Origin of the sequence: Legionella resiliens, from assembly GCF_021344005.1 — a bacterium.
In the GTDB taxonomy this organism is placed as follows: Bacteria; Pseudomonadota; Gammaproteobacteria; order Legionellales; family Legionellaceae; genus Legionella; species Legionella resiliens.
In genome coordinates, this window is record NZ_JAJTND010000001.1 from 769,032 (window position 1) to 786,618 (window position 17,587).

Sequence of the window (17,587 nt, forward strand, 5' to 3'; positions counted from 1 at the left end):
ATTGATGTATAATGTCAAATCTATGTACAAATACTCTGCTTTTTCCTTCAAAGGTTATTTATGATTGATCAGATTCGCAATATCGCCATTATCGCCCACGTCGACCATGGTAAAACCACGCTAGTAGATAAATTACTCCAACAAACAGGTACTTTAAATGAGAGAGCGCCTAAAGTTGAACGCGTGATGGATTCCAATGCTTTAGAAAAAGAACGTGGCATTACTATTCTCGCCAAAAATACCTGTGTTTATTGGAAAAATCATCAAATTAATATTGTTGATACCCCAGGACATGCTGATTTCGGTGGCGAAGTAGAGCGTATTTTATCGATGGTTGATAGTGTATTGCTGCTGGTGGATGCAGTTGATGGACCTATGCCACAAACACGTTTTGTAACCCAAAAGGCATTTGCTCGTGGATTACATCCTATTGTTGTGATAAATAAAATTGATCGCCCCGGAGCAAGACCTCATTGGGTTATGGATCAAGTATTTGATCTTTTTGATAATTTGGGTGCAACTGATGCACAATTGGATTTTCCTGTGGTCTATACTTCTGCATTAAATGGCTATGCCAAGTTGAATTTGGAAGATGAAGCTACAGATATGAGTGCTTTATTGCAAACAATTATTGATGAAGTTGAAGCACCAAAAGTGGATGCGAATGGTCCTTTCCAGATGCAAATCAGTTCTTTGGACTACTCATCCTATGTTGGTACTATTGGAATTGGTCGAATCACTCGCGGACAAATTAGAGCAAAATCTGCCGTCAAGATTATAGATAAAGAGGGTAATATTCGCACGGGTCGATTATTGCAATTATTAGGTTTTAAAGGCCTTGAACGCGTCGAGATTGAAGAGGCGAGTGCGGGTAATATTATTGCGATTACCGGTATTGAAGGCATTAAAATTTCGGATACGATTTGTGATCCTAATGTTGTTGAAGCATTACCTGTACTTTCGGTGGATGAACCGACAATTAGTATGACCTTTCAAGTCAACGACTCACCTTTTGCCGGTCAGGAAGGAAAATTTGTGACCTCGCGAAAAATTCGTGAGCGTCTGGAAACAGAATTATTACATAATGTTGCTTTACGTGTTGAAGATTGTGAGGATCCCGATAAATTCCGAGTTTCTGGACGCGGGGAGCTCCATTTATCCATTTTAATTGAGACCATGCGTCGAGAAGGCTATGAATTAGCGATCAGCAAACCTGAAGTGATTATTCGCGAAGTCGATGGTGAGCAACAAGAGCCTTATGAGCATTTGACTGTTGATGTGGAAGAAAATCACCAGGGCACTATTATGGAAAAATTGGGTGAGCGTCGCGGGGAAATGCAAAATATGGTTCCCGATGGCAAAGGAAGAGTACGTCTTGACTATATGATTCCTACCCGAGGCCTGATTGGTTTTCATAATGAATTTTTGTCTTCTACCTCAGGTACCGGTTTAATGTATCATGTTTATGATCATTATGGTCCGGCAATTAAAGGACGAATAGGTAAGCGGGCAAACGGGGTACTGATTGCTAATTGTCAGGGTATGGCTCGTGCTTTTGCTTTGTTTAACTTGCAGGATCGTGGTAGGTTATTTGTTGAACCGCAAGCAGTGTGTTATGAAGGGATGATTGTTGGAATTCATGCTCGCGATAATGATTTAGTTGTGAATGTGACTAAAGAAAAGCAATTAACCAATATCCGTGCTTCAGGTTCTGACGAAAACATTATATTAACTCCTGCTGTAAAACTCACTTTGGAGCAGGCGTTGGAATTTATTGATGATGATGAGTTGGTTGAAGTAACTCCTGATTCGATTCGATTAAGAAAAAAATCATTGAAAGAACATGAAAGAAAAAAAGCATCAAGAACAGCAAACATTGAAGAATAAAGTTAAATTCAAACGGATCATCTTGTATGCGCGCCAGCACAGGGCAAATCAAGGGGTAAATGAAAGTTTATACCGTTTGGTCGATTTTCTTGAAAAACAAGAAGTGCAGATCTATCAAGATGAAGATACGTCGGCAGGATTTGATGTAAAAATTCCCGTATTATCCAGAGAGAGTATGGGTAAAAAAAATGATTTGATCATTGTGGTTGGGGGTGATGGGAGTTTGCTCTCTGCAGCACGTATGGCGATTCAAGTAGACACCCCGGTCATTGGAATTAACCGAGGGCGTTTGGGATTCCTCACCGATATTCTTCCTCATGAGCTGGAAACGCAATTGAGCGCTGTACTACGTGGCGATTATGAAGAAGAGCAGCGCTTCCTTTTACATACTCGCATTTACGATGAAGATCATACTTATTTTGAAGGTGATGCGCTCAACGATGTGGTATTAGGACGAGGGAAGGAAACGCATCTTATTGAGTTTTCAGTATACGTCAATCGACAATTAGTGAGTCATTATCGCTCTGATGGCATGATTTTATCGACTCCTACCGGATCTACTGCCTATGCTTTATCTGCGGGTGGACCTATCATGCATCCTCAATTAAATGCAATTGTTCTTGTGCCTATGTTTTCGCATAGCTTAAGCTCACGTCCATTGGTTATTGATGGAGAAGCTAAAATTGAGCTGCATATCAGTCAGTTCAATGAATCGGATTTACGAATAAGTTGTGATGGTCATGAATCCAGAATGGTCAAGCCGGGACAAAAAGTTACTGTGCAAAAAAATGGTCATCAATTACGTCTGTTACATCCTCTGGATTATCATTATTATGATACATTAAGATCAAAACTTGGTTGGGAATCCAAACATCAAGGATAGGATAGAACATGCTCACAACTTTGTGCATTGAACAGTTTGCGATTGTGCAACACCTGGAGTTAGATTTTACTCAGGGTATGACTGCCTTTACTGGTGAGACAGGAGCGGGTAAATCGATTATGATCGATGCCCTTATGCTGGCTTTAGGTGATAGAGCAGATGGTTCGGTTATCCGGCCTGGCCAAGAAAAATGTGACATCACCGCCGGATTTTTTGTCGGTCAGGGATCTGAACCTGCGCAATGGTTAGCAGAACACGATATTCCTTGTGATGATGGCGAGATATATTTGCGACGGGTGATATATGCAGAAGGTCGCTCCAAATCTTATATTAATGGCCAACCATTCCCATTACAAAAAATAAAAGAATTAAGCGAAAAACTGGTCCATATTCACGGACAGCATCAACATCAAACACTGATGCAGCATGTAACGCATCGTCAACAATTGGATCAATATGGCAAGAATCATGCGTTACTTGATGAGGTTGCTCGGGCCTATAAACAATGTCAGAAAATTCAACAGGAAATTGATGTATTACAGAGCCAGGAACAACAAGAAGACAGAATCGCATTATTGCAATTTCAAATTGAAGAATTATCCGCGTTAAATCTGCATGAAAATGAAATTGAAACTTTGTATCAAGAACATCAAATGTTACATCATGCAAGAGAGTATTTGCAAAAAAGTCAACAAATACATGGCTTATTAAATTCTGAGGATGAGCCCAATATTTGTACCAGCTTAAATCAGATTTTGCATTTACTGGGTCAATTGCCGCAAGAACAATCTCAAATTAAAAATACTTTTGAATTAATCAATGGTGCGCTGATTCAGTGTGAAGAAGCAATTGATGAAATGCAGCAATTTGCAGAGCGTGTTCATTTGGACCCAGAGCGTTTGCATGAAATAGAAACGCGTATGAGTGCGATACATCAACTTGCTCGAAAATACCATATCGATAGCAGCAAACTTCATGAGCATGCTCAAAATTTGCAAAAAGAACGAGACAATCTGCACGACAGTGAAAGCCGATTAGCTCAATTAAAAGTACAGCAGGGTCAATTGATTGCAACCTATGAAACCGCTGCTCTTAAATTGCGAGAGATACGAAAAATACAGGCAAAAAAACTGGCAAAAGAAATCACAGCAAGTATCCAACAACTTGGTATGCCTAAAGGGTGGGTGGAAATTGAACTATCTCCTCTCGAAAAAATGCACCCCCATGGAATGGATAAAGTGGAATATAAGGTGTGTACCAACCCAGGTATGGAGCTTGATTCATTAAATAAAGTGGCGTCAGGCGGTGAGCTTTCGCGAATTAGCTTGTCCATTCAGATGATTACTGCCCAACAGGGTACAACACCTACTCTATTGTTCGATGAAGTGGATGTAGGTATTGGTGGGGCTACCGCAGCCCTCGTAGGGCAAATGCTTCGTAAGTTGGGGGAGCGTTTGCAAGTATTTTGTGTAACGCACCAACCTCAGGTTGCTGCTGCTGCTAATAACCATTTTATGGTTGAAAAGCGAAGTAACAATCAAGAGACTTTTACCCATATTTCCTTACTGCAGCCTGCTGAAAAAATTGATGAAATAGCACGCATGCTTGGAGGATTAACAATAACTGAGCAAACGCGCTCTCATGCCCGGGAATTATTGCTGCAAAGTGATCAGGTCATTTTAACTCAAGATTGTGAAATATAAATAAAGTCTTCAATTTAAAAAATCGCTACAATCATTCATTACGCTTTAATGCGTCATTAAGCGAAATAAAATGATAGCCATGGTCTTCAAACATTTGCAGCAAATCATCTAAGAAATAAGCATTCAGCAAATTGACATGTAGAAGTAAGATTTGTTTTCCGGGGGTATTTCTTTCAGCAGTTAATGTGCGTTGCCAAACATATTCGAGATAACGCTTCTTTAAATCAGTTAATGATGCATTTGGATTTTGTCCTATTTGCATTATCAATTCTATATTAAATTCAAAATCTCTACTATCAATGGTGACTGGAGCGACAATGTAGCCATTATTACTCAAATAATGTCGAACAATACTTTTTCTCCATAATGTTCCTTCAGAAAGATAGGGGTAACGAAAAAATTTTGGCTGAGACATAAACGGCGAAAGAACTTTATCTGCCTTAATAATATCATTGATGTATTCTTCACACGAAACACGTTTTAAATTCAAATGAGAATAAGTATGGTTGCCTAACGCCAATCCATTTTGCTTAAATAACAGAAATTGTTGTATGGTTTCATTATTGACTCGGCTACCAATGACAAAACCGATTGCAGGAACTTGATGTTTCACGAAACTATGAACGATATTTTCAAACATCTCAAAGGGAAGTTCAATAAGAGGTAAGTCATCAATTGTAATTGAAATATCGCGTTGTTGTGCACCGCAGATACTACTAAACAGAAAAAATAAAGCTATAGTATGGAACAGTATTTTTTTCAATTATTCCTCCAAGATCTTCTATGGGGGCGAATATTTCTATAATCATATTGCAATGGTATATACACAAAAATTTTATGCTCTAATAATTTAGCTATTGTTTCTTATAACCAAAAAATATTTGCATGGAGAGAAAACTTATCTCAGTTTACCCGCAAAAAAGCTTTGTTCAAAATATAGAGGACCATTCATTTATTCGAATCGCAAAATTGAAATTTATAGAGGTATTATCAATGTTGTACCATGCTTATTTTCATAGAAAATAGTGATTAGACACCGAAAACTACTCCTGCCGTCCTCTATGTTTGTGTCGACGATTTTTTTGGGGAAATTGAATTAACGTTTTTCAAGTGATGCATCCCTATTCGCTTAGTAAATAGGGATGGGGAGATATTACTTATCAATAAAGTGCTTATTAAATTGCATTAACGCGTTCAGGTAATGCTTCAATAAATTCTTGGGTTGTAGTTGGCTCATCATCGTGCATAGCAAATAAACGATGTCGATTATAGACCGCATTATTTCTTGCTTCTGTAAGTACATCATTCACTGAAGAATCATTAGGAATGGTTTCGCGAACTTTGGTTTTTAATTGCTTTAGTTCTACTTTTTTGGCATCTGCTATTTCCTCGCCAAACCAGACCGCATCAAGGTGTTTTCGTTCATATTTTTCAATTAGAGAAACAGCATGCTCCACATTCCATGCTTTTGATGGATGTATTGCGTCTTTCGCTAATGCTACCTCTTCTTCTTCAGGTATGCTCAGTTGTTTATTCCATGCTTGTTTCAAAGAAAGTTTTCGGGGTTGAACAGTGGTTTCATCACCGGGGACTGAATTCTTTTTACTAGCCAGGCAATCCCAAGCGGCTGCAAGGAAGTATAAAGGTGAAGCTATCCATTTGAGAAGCTGGGATGGAATGTCTTCATTATGCTCTTCTTCAGAACCCAAACGTTCTTCCAATAATGTTTTTGTTTTGCTACTGGATCCAATGAAATAGTGCGCATCTTCGAAGCCCTCGCTGATAATTGCTACTAGAGCAGCTATTATTTGAGGCACCCCAGGCATGCGATCTGAGGTCAGGGCAACGCTTACTAAATGACCAAGAAAAAGCAGAATACGTAATGGGGTAACCGTTAATTTTAACAGAATACGGAATGGGTTAATCATCTGCAGCCAATTTTCAGTATTCCATACATGAGTGAGCCCATCGGTAATGGCTTTGTAGGTGCGTTGAACTATATTCTCGGTATTGGCCTTGGGATCAGTGGCCTCATAGACCATTTCAAGAGATTCAGAAGAGTTTTGGATATTAAACGATATCGCGGATAATCCAGTGATGATGGGATTGATAATCCCCATAACAAAACTGGGTATTCTTTTCATCCATTCAAATAAAGGACGAGCGCTGGTTGCCACAGTCCACCAAGTACCTGCAGTACACACAGTAAGTGCGATTGCTAAGCCTACTAAAAATACGGCAGTGAGCGTCATCAATACATTGCGCGGTGTTATGTCTTGACTTAAGTCATTTTTGAGCTTGGTGTACCACTTTTTAATGGTGTCATTGTTGATGAGATCGGTGATCGTATTGTATGTCAACATACCATAAGCAGCTCCAGCAACTACTGCCATGGGAACAATGAGGATGGGCCAAAAAGCAAAGGGAATGGCGGCCATTAAAGGAATGACGCTAAACGCTTCCACAATGAGGTAGGTACTACCAAGCCCCATGAACACGCCAGCAACCAGACTGAAACCTTTAACAAAATTAAATGTTGATTGACGTTCTTCTAAGCGCTCTTGCCACTTCTTTTGTCCATTATCTTCAAGCCAATCCCTTAAGTATTTTGTATATTTGGATAGTTCTTCTTCTGCTTCACCCTTGTGCTTTTTTTTAGTTGCAAATAATTGCAAAGCGAACCATTTTTCCATGTCCGTCAGCGTTTTTTCTATTTGCTTTTTACGCTTTTTGCTTTCTTTATTAAGTTGTTTGTGGTTAAAGTCCTTCAGAAGATTAAGTTGGGCTTCATAATCTTTAAAAAATTGAGGACAATTTTCAGAATCAGTATTCTGGGGGAAATGTTCCAGCAAATATTCTTTAGCCAGGTGATTCTCTAAGTAATTGCTTTTAAATATTTTTTTAAAAGCTCCTTTAATATTTTGTAAGTAAACTTCACCCTCATAGGCTACAGAGAGGCCAAAAGCAGCAAATGCTAAAGGTAAGATAGGATACAATGCATACATCCCACCAAAACTTAGAAAGCCAAGAATTAAACTAGCGCCTACTGTAAGAGACCCTAGAGCAATATAACGAGGAATTTTTTTGAACCTTTTCTTATTTGCTGCCATTTATTTGCTCAACGAATGGATTGGGGTTCAAACTTTATCGCAAATGAAAATGATTATCAATAGCAAAAAGACCAAAAAAAAGGCATGTGGTTATTTTTTTATTGAATAAAACTTAAATTAAACAGTAGATCCAACTGCAGAATTTAGGTAAAGTGAGTTTTACGAGGTGAATACGTTTCGAATTTAATTTAACCTAGGAGTAGAAATGCGTTTGAATCAATGGATGACCTATATCGCAGTGGGCTCTTTGCTTGCTAGTACGAATGTTCTGGCGACCAGTTCCCCTGTTCATGAGCAGTTGCAAGTACCTCAATGTCTTGCAACGAAAATTGCTACTCCCTATGAGGTTTTGGCAGAAAATAAACAATTTAAAATTATTGATATTCCCGCAGCAGATGTGGATGCTCTAAGTCATCTGGCAGATCAAGTAAATTGCGGTCGTTTTGTGAATGTCAGCCACCACATAATCGGTTCTTTGCTCCCGGCAAAAAAACAATCTGCGCAAAGAATCCTGCAGAGAAAAACAGTTAAAGCGGCCCAACCCAAAAGCACTGTATATGAGCTGAAACATCAAGATGAAGTCAATGAGGCATTACAGAATGTGGTTCCCGATAATATTTGGAACACTTTGACGCAACTTACTTCATTCCATAATCGTTCAGCTACCAAAGATACAGGGGTAGATGCGGCAAAATGGTTGAAAAAAACTTTCGATGACATGGCTGCTGCAAGTGGTCGTACTGATACAGCAACCTTTTTCGTAAAAACAGGTAGTTATTATAAGCAGCCTTCGTTAGTAACGGTCATTGGCAAAGACATCAATGCGCCTGCAGTAGTAATTGGAGCACATATGGATACGCTTGATGGACGCATGCCAGGTGCTGGGGATGATGGAAGCGGTTCTTCATCGATTATGGAAATGGCGCGAATTTTGTTATCTTCCAAAACAACGTTTAAGCGTCCAATTTATATTATTTGGTATGCCGCTGAAGAACGAGGTTTAGTAGGCTCTCAGTATGTTGTTGAGCATTTTATGGATAACTCGATTCCGGTAAAAGCTGCCATTCAGTTTGATATGACAGGCTATCGCGTGAATCCTAAGGATCCAACAATGTGGGTATTTACCGATTATACAGACGAGAGTTTAAGTAATTTCGTAGCAGAATTAATTAGTAATTATGTGCAGGTTCCGGTTGCGTATTCAGAATGTGGCTATGGTTGCAGTGATCATGCTTCATGGGATGAAGTAGGTATTCCTGCAGCATTCCCATGTGAGTCTAATTTTGAAGATCACAACCCTTACATTCATAGTTCTAAAGATACTATGGACAGATTGAGCCTGGAACATATGACCAACTTCTCTAAATTGGCCTTGGCCTTTGCTATTGAAATGGCGTTAGAGTAATTTCCAAATGCCTCTTAGTTTATGGAGGCATTTTTTTCTTTTAAATAATACGGAAAATCACATGAATCAAAAAGCAGGGTTATTTCTAGGTCTATTTATTTGTTTTATGTTAAGCAGCGTGACTTCAATTGCCCATGCAGGGAACAAGATGCTTCTCCCCCCCTGGTATTTATTGAAAAATCAGTTGAGCGCTACCTTAAACGCCGATCCTTGTGTGCATGTAGGGGATTTGACTGGCGATGGACTGGAAATGGAAATCAAAATTACGGTATGTGATGAGGATAAAGCACGCGCGTTAGCCTCTTTTATTAATCGGGTTCATGATTTCGGTGATAATCTTGCTGTTACAGTAAAAGTGTACTCAATTGATTCAATTCCAGCGGAAGCAATTGTTCCCAGCACCCTCAAAGAAACAGTAGAACTATTGAATCTGGCGCTTAAAGGGAATAAATATTTTTTGAAAGCAAGACTTGGCACAAGACAGCAGGCCGGTGCGGCATATGCACTTTTTAAGCCTAAGGTTATTCAATATTATTCTGACGATATTAGTGATTGGTATCTCAATACAAACGAGGTAGCAGCCAAAGTTTTTGGTACAGTGTTTAACCTGGACCCCTATGCGGAAGGTGCTGTTAAAGTGTATGCAAGTACTGCCATTATTGAAGAAGATAAGCCAATAAAATAGTGTGATCGGGGTGTAGGCGAATCCGTAACCCGGTTTTTGGATAAATATCCATTTCTTCCATAACCCGGGTTCCGCTTCGCTTCACCCAGCTACATGTATCGATGTGCAACAAGGAGGTCATAAGTACACAACCTGCACTCAAATCCAACCGTTCGAGTGTATGCAAGCGAAAATACATGAATTTAATTTTGGCTGTGAGCCAAAGGCGGACAATGATATTCTTCAGTGATCTCATTTTCGGAGTTTACTGCGTGTAAAACGATAGGAAATTTCCATAAAAAATAGAGATGTTTCAAAACATCGACTGTGGTTTGACCCAAAGGTACTCTATTTTGTTGGGTGTACCGTAAAGTCATTGAGCGATCACCTTGTAAGTCAACCGAATAAATTTGAATATCAGGTTCCAAATAACCTAGATTATATTGTCTTGACAATGCTTCTCTTATTTTTTGATATCCTGATTCATTATGAATTGCATTGATGTAAAGATCGGGGCTGCGATCGTCGTCTACGATATGAAATAATTTTAAATCACGAATTAATTTAGGTGATAAATATTGGGCAATAAAACTTTCATCTTTGAAATGACGCATTGCGTTATCCAGACTGCTTAACCAATCTGTATTGGCTAAATAAGGAAACCATGCTTTATCTTCGTCGGTAGGGTTTTCACAAATCCTCTTGATGTCTTGCATCATATGATATCCCAGGGTATAGGGATTAATACCACTATAATAGGGACTATTATAAGGTAGTTGCATGATGACGTTGGTATGGCTTTGCAAGATTTCGAGCATAAATTCATCGGTAACCAAGCCCTCATCGTACAGTGCATGCAAAAGGGTATAGTGCCAAAAGCACGCCCATCCTTCATTCATTACCTTAGTTTGACCTTGAGGATAAAAATATTGAGCCATTTTACGTACGATACGTACGATTTCTCGTTGCCAAGGTTCTAATAAAGGTGCATTTTTCTCAATAAAGTATAAAATATTTTCTTGCGGCTCATCCGGGAAACGTTTATTCTTAGCTTCTTCAGTAACATGTCTGCTTTGTGGAATGGTCCGCCATAATTCATTGACTTGAGATTGCATATAAATTTCGCGGTTTTGTTGGCGAATTTTTTCTTCCTGTATGGATAAAGGGGTAGGATGTTTATAGCGATCTACTCCGTAGTTCATCAGCGCATGACACGCGTCCAGAACGGCTTCTACTTCATTGATGCCATAGCGTTGTTCGCAATCACTGATATATTTTCGTGCAAATACTAAATAATCAATGATGGCATCAGCAGAGGTCCACATTTTAAATAAATAATTATTTTTAAAAAATGAGTTATGACCATAACAGGCATGAGCAATCACTAAGGCTTGCATGGCCATGGTATTTTCTTCCATGAGGTAGGAAATGCAAGGGTTTGAATTAATAACTAATTCATAGGCTAAGCCCATTTGTCCACGTTTATAACTTTTTTCAACACCGACAAAATGTTTGCCAAAAGACCAATGATGATAACCTATAGGCATACCTACTGAAGCATAAGCATCCATCATTTGTTCTGCGGTAATGACCTCTATTTGGTTAGGATAAGTATCTAACTTAAAATCTTTGGCGATGCGTGCAATTTCACGATCATAGTCTTGAATTAATTCAAAGGTCCATTCTGCACCCGTGGATAATGGCTTCTTCTTTTTCATGCAGTTTTCCTTTTAAATAGCTCATGAAAAACGGGATATATATCCGCCACTGTATCAATATTTTCCATAGCAAAATTAGGATAGCGCTCTTTTACCAGTTGATAGACTTCCCATAAACTTTGATGATGACGCGGCATGATTTCAATGTAAGCAAAATATTGTAATAAAGGCATGATTTTATCTTGCAGCAGCTCCTGACAATAAGGTGAATCCGCATTCCAGTTATCCCCATCTGATGCTTGCGCCACATAGATATTCCAAGCTTCTGGTGGATAGCGGTTTTCGATAATGGTACTCAGAAGTTCCAAGGCGCTGGAAACCACGGTGCCCCCGGTTTCACGAGAGTAAAAAAACTCCTCTTCATTCACTTCCTTAGCCGAAGTATGGTGCCGGATAAATACCAGATCAATTTTTTCATAATTTTTGGTGAGAAACATATAAAGCAAGATAAAGAAGCGTTTTGCAATGTCTTTTTTAGCCTCATCCATTGAACCTGAGACGTCCATAACACAGAACATGACTGCTTGTGTGGAAGGTGAAGGAACACGAACGCGAAAGTTATAACGTAGATCAATGGTATCGATAAACGGTACCGTTTGTATTCTCTTCTTTAGATGCTCAATCTTTTTTTGCACGTTTTTCAGGGCTTCGGCATCTGGAACAGGTTGGGCTTGCAGTTGCTCTAACTCTTCTTCAGCTTCTTTTAATCGTCTTTTGTTGGGTGAGGCCAAAGCAACTCGGCGCCCGGTTGCTTGTTTCATTGAGCGAAGAACATTAATATTATTAGGAATGCCGCTCGTAGTCACTCCAGCTCTTACCGTTTTGAAGGTGCTAATGCGCGCCAATTCCTTTTTCACCAAATCCGGTAATTCCAAGTCTTCAAAGTACAGATCCAAAAACTCTTCCCGAGATAATTCAAAAACAAAATTATCTTCGCCTTCGCCGCTATCGCTGGCCTCTGAGCCATCCCCTCCGCCTCCCGAGCCTCCACTGGGTCTTCTTATCCTATCGCCAGCAACAAAGTTATCATTTCCTGGTAATATACGTTCTATGTGCCCACCTTGTCCCCGATGAAACATAGGTTCAGAAATGTCTTTGGCAGGAATTGTGATTTGTTCGCCCTGGTCAATTTCGGTAATACTTCGCTTTCCAACCGCATCGGAAACAGCACGTTTTATCTGATTTTTGTAACGGCGAAGAAAACGTTGGCGATTAACCGTACTTTTTTTTCCTGCGTTTTGTCGTCTATCAATCAATTGCGACATAATTTTAGCCCCACATAAAAACTTATTCTGCACCTATTTGTAGCTTGGGCTAAGGTAAAACCTTAACCAATGAAGCATTTACCGTAGATCCCGGGCTATGATTTATGCGTTCGCCCAAACTACACCAGTACTTAGCTTTCTCCCATAGGTGCGAGAGAAAGATTTTTATTATTGTGACTTCCGCACCCGCAAATACCATTCACAAAGCAAGCGTACTTGTTTGCGTGTATATCCTTTCTCAACCATTCGCGAAATAAACTCTTCATGTTTTTTCTTATCGTCTTCAGATGCTTTGGCATTGAAGGAGATAACGGGCAACAAATCCTCAGTATTGGTGAACATCTTCTTCTCAATTACTGATCTTAATTTTTCATAACTATTCCACACCGGATTTTTGCCGCGGTTATTCGCACGAGCACGTAAAACAAAATTCACCACTTCATTACGAAAATCTTTTGGATTCGATATCCCCGCTGGCTTTTCTATTTTTTCAAGCTCTTGATTTAACAAGGCTCGGTCAAAAATTTCACCGGTATCTGGATCGCGATAATCCTGATCTTGGATCCAGAAGTCGGCATAAGTGATGTAGCGGTCAAAGATATTTTGGCCATACTCAGAATACGATTCCAAATAGGCTGTTTGAATTTCTTTACCGATAAATTCAACATATTTGGGTGCCAGATATTCTTTGATAAAGCCCAAATAGGATTCCTGCACCTCTTGTGGGAATTGCTCTTGTTCGATTTGACGTTCCAACACATACATTAAATGTACAGGGTTTGCGGCTACTTCACTATGATCAAAATTAAACACTTTAGAAAGGATTTTGAAAGCGAAGCGTGTTGACACGCCACTCATTCCTTCATCAACACCGGCAAAATCGCGATATTCCTGATATGATTTTGCTTTGGGATCAGTATCTTTTAAACTTTCTCCATTATATACCCTCATTTTGGAATAAATGCTGGAGTTTTGCGGTTCTTTTAAACGAGTTAAGACTGAAAATTGCGCTAACATGTCCAAAGTGCCTGGAGCACATTGAGCATGAGTCAATGAGCTGTTATCAATAAGTTTTTGGTAAATTTTAATTTCTTCAGAAACGCGCAGACAATAAGGCACTTTGACTATGTTAATACGGTCTATAAATGCTTCATTGTTTTTGTTGTTTCTGAATGATTGCCATTCGGATTCATTCGAATGCGCTAAAATAATTCCCTCAAATGGAATGGAGGATAAACCTTCGGTCGCATTGTAATTCCCTTCCTGGGTAGCTGTTAATAAGGGATGCAATACCTTAATGGGTGCTTTAAACATTTCGACAAACTCTAAAAGACCGCGGTTTGCTCGGCATAATCCGCCAGAATAACTGTATGCATCAGGATCATCTTGAGAATGTTCTTCCAATTTACGAATATCTACTTTACCTACCAATGAAGAAATATCCTGATTGTTTTCATCGCCTGGCTCTGTTTTGGCAATGGCAATTTGTTTTAAACGTGAGGGTTTGACTTTAACCACTCTAAATTGACTAATGTCCCCATTATATTCATGTAAACGTTTAACTGCCCATGGTGACATCAAATAACGTAGGTATCGAGATGGAATCCCGAAACGCTCCCGGAGTAACTCCGCATCTTCAATTGGATTAAATAAGGATAAAGGGGATTCAAATACGGGTGAACCTTTAATGGCGTAAAAGGGTATTTTTTCCATTAGATCTTTTAATTTTTCAGCAATAGACGATTTACCACCCCCTACAGGTCCTAAGAGATAAAGAACTTGTTTGGTTTCTTCCAAGCCCTGGGCTGCATGTTTTAGAAAACCAACGATTTGCTCAATCGGCTCTTCCATGCCATAAAAATCTTGAAATACAGTATATCTTGGGATGATTTTGTTGGAAAAAATCCTTGATAAAACAGGGTCATGACGCGTATCGATCATTTCAGGCTCGCCTATGGCCATTAACAAGCGCTCCGCTGGATTGGCATAAGCTGAAGGGTCATTTTTACACAATTCCAGGTATTCTTCCAAACTCATCTCTTCTTCTTTGTTATCTACAAAGCGTTTGGTATAACTGGTTAAAAAATCTTGAGTATTCATATGCCATCCCCTTTTATCCTTGTGAAGGATATATTGTGTTTCTTTACATTTATTGCATTTTACTGGTAAAAGCAATAAATGAATTTCCAGCTAACTTCGTAATACTGATAAAGATTGACCGAAGAAGTTACCCCTTTATAATCATTATAGGCTAAACTAAGAAAATTTTTTATATAACTCAATAAACTTAATCGCATTTTTCATAGGATGTAATGATCATGCCTGACACAACCGTTTATTTAAAAAACTACCAGCCTCCTTTTTTTACAGTAGAGGCTGTGAATTTAAATTTTGACCTCTATGATGATCATGCTTTGGTACTTAGTGAGCTGAAATTAATCCGTCAACATGCCGGTCCGTTGCATTTATATGGCGATGAGCTGGAATTGGTTAGTGTACATATGAACGGCCAAAAACTGGAACCATCTGCCTATACCTTACAACCGGATGCACTCGTTATCGAAAATTGTCCCGATGAACTTACACTCAATGTAGTAACGCGTATTTACCCGCAAAATAATACACAATTATCTGGACTTTACCGCTCAAATCATCTGTTTTGTACCCAATGCGAGGCAGAGGGCTTCCGACGCATTACATATTTTCTGGACCGTCCTGATGTTTTAGCAACTTATACCACACGAATCTCAGCGGATAAAAAGCAATACCCTATTTTATTATCTAATGGAAATTTGCTCGAATCAGGCGCGACTGATGATGGACGTCATTGGGTAGTTTGGAATGATCCTTTCAAAAAGCCATCGTATTTATTCGCATTAGTTGCTGGAGATTTAGCGTGCATTAGCGATAAGTTTGTTACCTGTTCTGGCCGTACAATTGATTTACGTATTTATGTTGAGCCAGGAAATGAAGATAAGTGTAGCCATGCGATGGAGTCTTTGAAAAAATCCATGCGTTGGGACGAAGAAGTCTATGGCCGGGAATATGATCTGGATATTTTTATGATTGTAGCTGTTAGCGACTTCAATATGGGGGCTATGGAGAATAAAGGATTAAATATTTTTAACTCCAAATACATTCTTGCGCGCCCTGATACAGCAACGGATCAGGATTTTGCCGATGTTGAAGGTGTGGTTGCCCATGAATATTTTCACAATTGGACGGGTAATCGAATTACTTGCCGTGATTGGTTCCAATTAAGTTTGAAAGAAGGTTTAACTGTGTTTCGCGATCAGGAGTTTTCTCGTGATATGAATTCGCGGGATGTAAACCGAATTATGGATGTTAGGGTATTGCGAAGCGCTCAATTTCCTGAGGATTCCGGAGCAATGGCACATCCTGTGAGGCCAGAGTCTTATCAGGAAATAAATAATTTTTATACAGCCACAGTATATAATAAGGGAGCTGAAGTAATCCGCATGCAACATACCCTCTTAGGTAAAGCGGGTTTTAGACGAGGTATGGATTTATATTTTAAACGACATGATGGTCAGGCGGTCACTATTGATGATTTCGTTGCCGCAATGGAAGATGCCAATCAGGTTGAGCTCACTCAATTTAAACGATGGTACAGCCAAGCAGGTACTCCAGAGGTAACTGTTGCCAATGAGTATGCGCAGGGAAAACTGACCTTAAAAATGCAACAATATTGTCCACCAACTCCTGAGTGCCAGGATAAAAAGCCATTTCATATTCCTATTCGTATTGCATTATTTGATGCTCATGGGCATCAGATGGCGATTGATCACGATATTTTGGAGTTAAAAGAAGCAGAGCAGAGTTTTACTTTTACCGGTTTGAGTGAAAAACCGGTTGTTTCATTATTACGAGAGTTTTCTGCTCCGATTAAATTAAAATATGATTTGACTCAGGAGGAGTTGCTTTTCTTATTGCGGCATGAAGCGGATGGTTATGCCAAATGGGATGCAGCGCAAAATCTTGTGCTCAATTGCATTAAAGAATGTTTAATTCAACCATCCAGCACATGGCAAATTTCTTCTGCTTTAATTTCTGCATTGAAGCATGTACTGCTTGATGATTCACTTGATGCTGATTTGCGTGCGGAATTGCTGACTCCCCCAGGGTTTGAGGATATTGCTACAAGGCTGGAAATTGTGGATGTAAGTGCTATAGAAAACGTCCGTGATTTTTTCCACCAGCAATTAGGATGGTACTTGTATGAGACTGCCCAGTCACTTTATCAACAGTTATGGCAAAGCGAAGATCATCGGATGAATGGACCCGCTTACGGTCGTAGAAAATTACGTAATGTTTGTCTATGGCTTATGATGAAAGCTAAGGAAGTAACTGCTTTAGATGTATGTGAACAGCAGTTTATAGCGGCACAGACCATGACCGATCAAATCGCCAGTTTTTCTTTATTGGTCAATTGCACGAATCAGGGATTGCGAGAGCAAGCAATTGATGATTTTTATAAACAATGGTCTAAAAATGATTTGGTTTTAGATAAATGGTTCGCAATTCAAGCGGCCAGCGATTTACCGGACACTTTGACTCATGTAAAAGTATTATTAAAACATTCTGCTTTTAGTATTAAAAACCCCAATAAAGTCCGTGCGCTGATCGGCGCATTTTGTATGGGAAATCCACGCAATTTTCATGCCCTAGATGGAAGTGGTTATCAGTTCTTAGCCGAAATGTTAGTAACACTGGATAAAATTAATCCACAAATTGCAGCGCGTTTAGCGAACCCATTTACTCGCTGGAAACGTTATGACAAATCCAGACAAGCGTTAATGCGAGATCAATTGGAGCAATTGGCGAAACTGGATTTATCGCGTGATTTGGCGGAAGTAGTCTCTAAAAGTTTAATGGTTAATGCGAGCTAACGAGCAGTTGTAGCCTGGGTTAGGCGAAGCCGTAACCCGGGT

The 17,587-nt window shown here is 39.4% G+C and carries 11 protein-coding genes; 6 read left to right on the forward strand and 5 right to left on the reverse strand.

The window, feature by feature from the left end:
• Positions 1–60: 60 nt before the first annotated feature.
• From typA to recN, 3 genes are read left to right on the forward strand one after another with little or no spacing between them, the layout of a single operon-like run.
• Positions 61–1,887 carry a translational GTPase TypA gene (gene typA / locus LXO92_RS03320; protein WP_182351331.1) on the forward strand — a complete coding sequence of 609 codons (1,827 nt, stop codon included), beginning with the start codon at positions 61–63 and terminating at the stop codon, positions 1,885–1,887.
• On the forward strand, positions 1,844–2,770 hold the full coding sequence (locus LXO92_RS03325; protein WP_182351332.1) for an NAD(+) kinase: 927 nt from the start codon (positions 1,844–1,846) through the stop codon (positions 2,768–2,770). Before typA ends, LXO92_RS03325 begins: the two co-directional genes overlap by 44 nt.
• An 8-nt stretch (positions 2,771–2,778) precedes the next feature.
• A complete protein-coding gene (gene recN / locus LXO92_RS03330; protein ID WP_182351333.1) occupies positions 2,779–4,473 on the forward strand; it encodes a DNA repair protein RecN in 1,695 nt (564 codons plus the stop codon).
• A 31-nt stretch (positions 4,474–4,504) separates the two neighbouring features.
• Here the strand turns inward: recN and LXO92_RS03335 are convergent, their stop codons facing one another.
• The gene (locus LXO92_RS03335; RefSeq protein WP_182351334.1) at positions 4,505–5,236 is read right to left on the reverse strand and encodes a polysaccharide deacetylase family protein; all 732 of its coding nucleotides are present in this window, start codon (positions 5,234–5,236) and stop codon (positions 4,505–4,507) included.
• Between the two features lie 412 nt (positions 5,237–5,648).
• Entirely contained in the window at positions 5,649–7,583 is a 1,935-nt protein-coding gene (locus LXO92_RS03340) for a hypothetical protein (RefSeq protein WP_182351335.1), read from the reverse strand.
• A gap of 205 nt (positions 7,584–7,788) precedes the next feature.
• Between LXO92_RS03340 and lapA the strand changes: the two genes are divergently transcribed.
• Together lapA and LXO92_RS03350 are read left to right on the forward strand one after the other, a co-directional pair.
• Entirely contained in the window at positions 7,789–8,988 is a 1,200-nt protein-coding gene (gene lapA, locus LXO92_RS03345) for an aminopeptidase LapA (protein WP_232890384.1), read from the forward strand.
• Positions 8,989–9,049: 61 nt separating this feature from the next.
• Positions 9,050–9,673: a group-specific protein gene (locus tag LXO92_RS03350; protein WP_182351337.1), complete on the forward strand. Its 624-nt coding sequence runs from the start codon at positions 9,050–9,052 to the stop codon at positions 9,671–9,673.
• A 182-nt stretch (positions 9,674–9,855) separates the two neighbouring features.
• On the opposite strand, the gene LXO92_RS03355 is transcribed toward LXO92_RS03350, so the two are convergent.
• The 3 genes from LXO92_RS03355 to LXO92_RS03365 form a co-directional block, all read right to left on the reverse strand.
• A complete protein-coding gene (locus tag LXO92_RS03355) occupies positions 9,856–11,370 on the reverse strand; it encodes a SpoVR family protein (RefSeq protein ID WP_182351338.1) in 1,515 nt (504 codons plus the stop codon).
• Positions 11,367–12,635, reverse strand: a complete 1,269-nt coding sequence (locus LXO92_RS03360; protein WP_182351339.1) for a YeaH/YhbH family protein — start codon at positions 12,633–12,635, stop codon at positions 11,367–11,369. Before LXO92_RS03360 ends, LXO92_RS03355 begins: the two co-directional genes overlap by 4 nt.
• Positions 12,636–12,803: 168 nt before the next feature.
• Positions 12,804–14,735 carry a PrkA family serine protein kinase gene (locus LXO92_RS03365; protein WP_182351340.1) on the reverse strand — a complete coding sequence of 644 codons (1,932 nt, stop codon included), beginning with the start codon at positions 14,733–14,735 and terminating at the stop codon, positions 12,804–12,806.
• Positions 14,736–14,953: 218 nt separating this feature from the next.
• Between LXO92_RS03365 and pepN the strand changes: the two genes are divergently transcribed.
• Positions 14,954–17,545: an aminopeptidase N gene (pepN, locus tag LXO92_RS03370; protein ID WP_182351341.1), complete on the forward strand. Its 2,592-nt coding sequence runs from the start codon at positions 14,954–14,956 to the stop codon at positions 17,543–17,545.
• Positions 17,546–17,587: the final 42 nt, after the last annotated feature.

Coding starts and splice junctions, on each gene's coding strand:
- typA (WP_182351331.1), top strand. CDS start 61: ATGATTGATCAGATTCGCAATATCGCCATTATCGCCCACGTCGACCAT.
- LXO92_RS03325 (WP_182351332.1), top strand. CDS start 1,844: ATGAAAGAAAAAAAGCATCAAGAACAGCAAACATTGAAGAATAAAGTT.
- recN (WP_182351333.1), top strand. CDS start 2,779: ATGCTCACAACTTTGTGCATTGAACAGTTTGCGATTGTGCAACACCTG.
- LXO92_RS03340 (WP_182351335.1), bottom strand. CDS start 7,583: ATGGCAGCAAATAAGAAAAGGTTCAAAAAAATTCCTCGTTATATTGCT.
- lapA (WP_232890384.1), top strand. CDS start 7,789: ATGCGTTTGAATCAATGGATGACCTATATCGCAGTGGGCTCTTTGCTT.
- LXO92_RS03350 (WP_182351337.1), top strand. CDS start 9,050: ATGAATCAAAAAGCAGGGTTATTTCTAGGTCTATTTATTTGTTTTATG.
- LXO92_RS03355 (WP_182351338.1), bottom strand. CDS start 11,370: ATGAAAAAGAAGAAGCCATTATCCACGGGTGCAGAATGGACCTTTGAA.
- LXO92_RS03360 (WP_182351339.1), bottom strand. CDS start 12,635: ATGTCGCAATTGATTGATAGACGACAAAACGCAGGAAAAAAAAGTACG.
- LXO92_RS03365 (WP_182351340.1), bottom strand. CDS start 14,735: ATGAATACTCAAGATTTTTTAACCAGTTATACCAAACGCTTTGTAGAT.
- pepN (WP_182351341.1), top strand. CDS start 14,954: ATGCCTGACACAACCGTTTATTTAAAAAACTACCAGCCTCCTTTTTTT.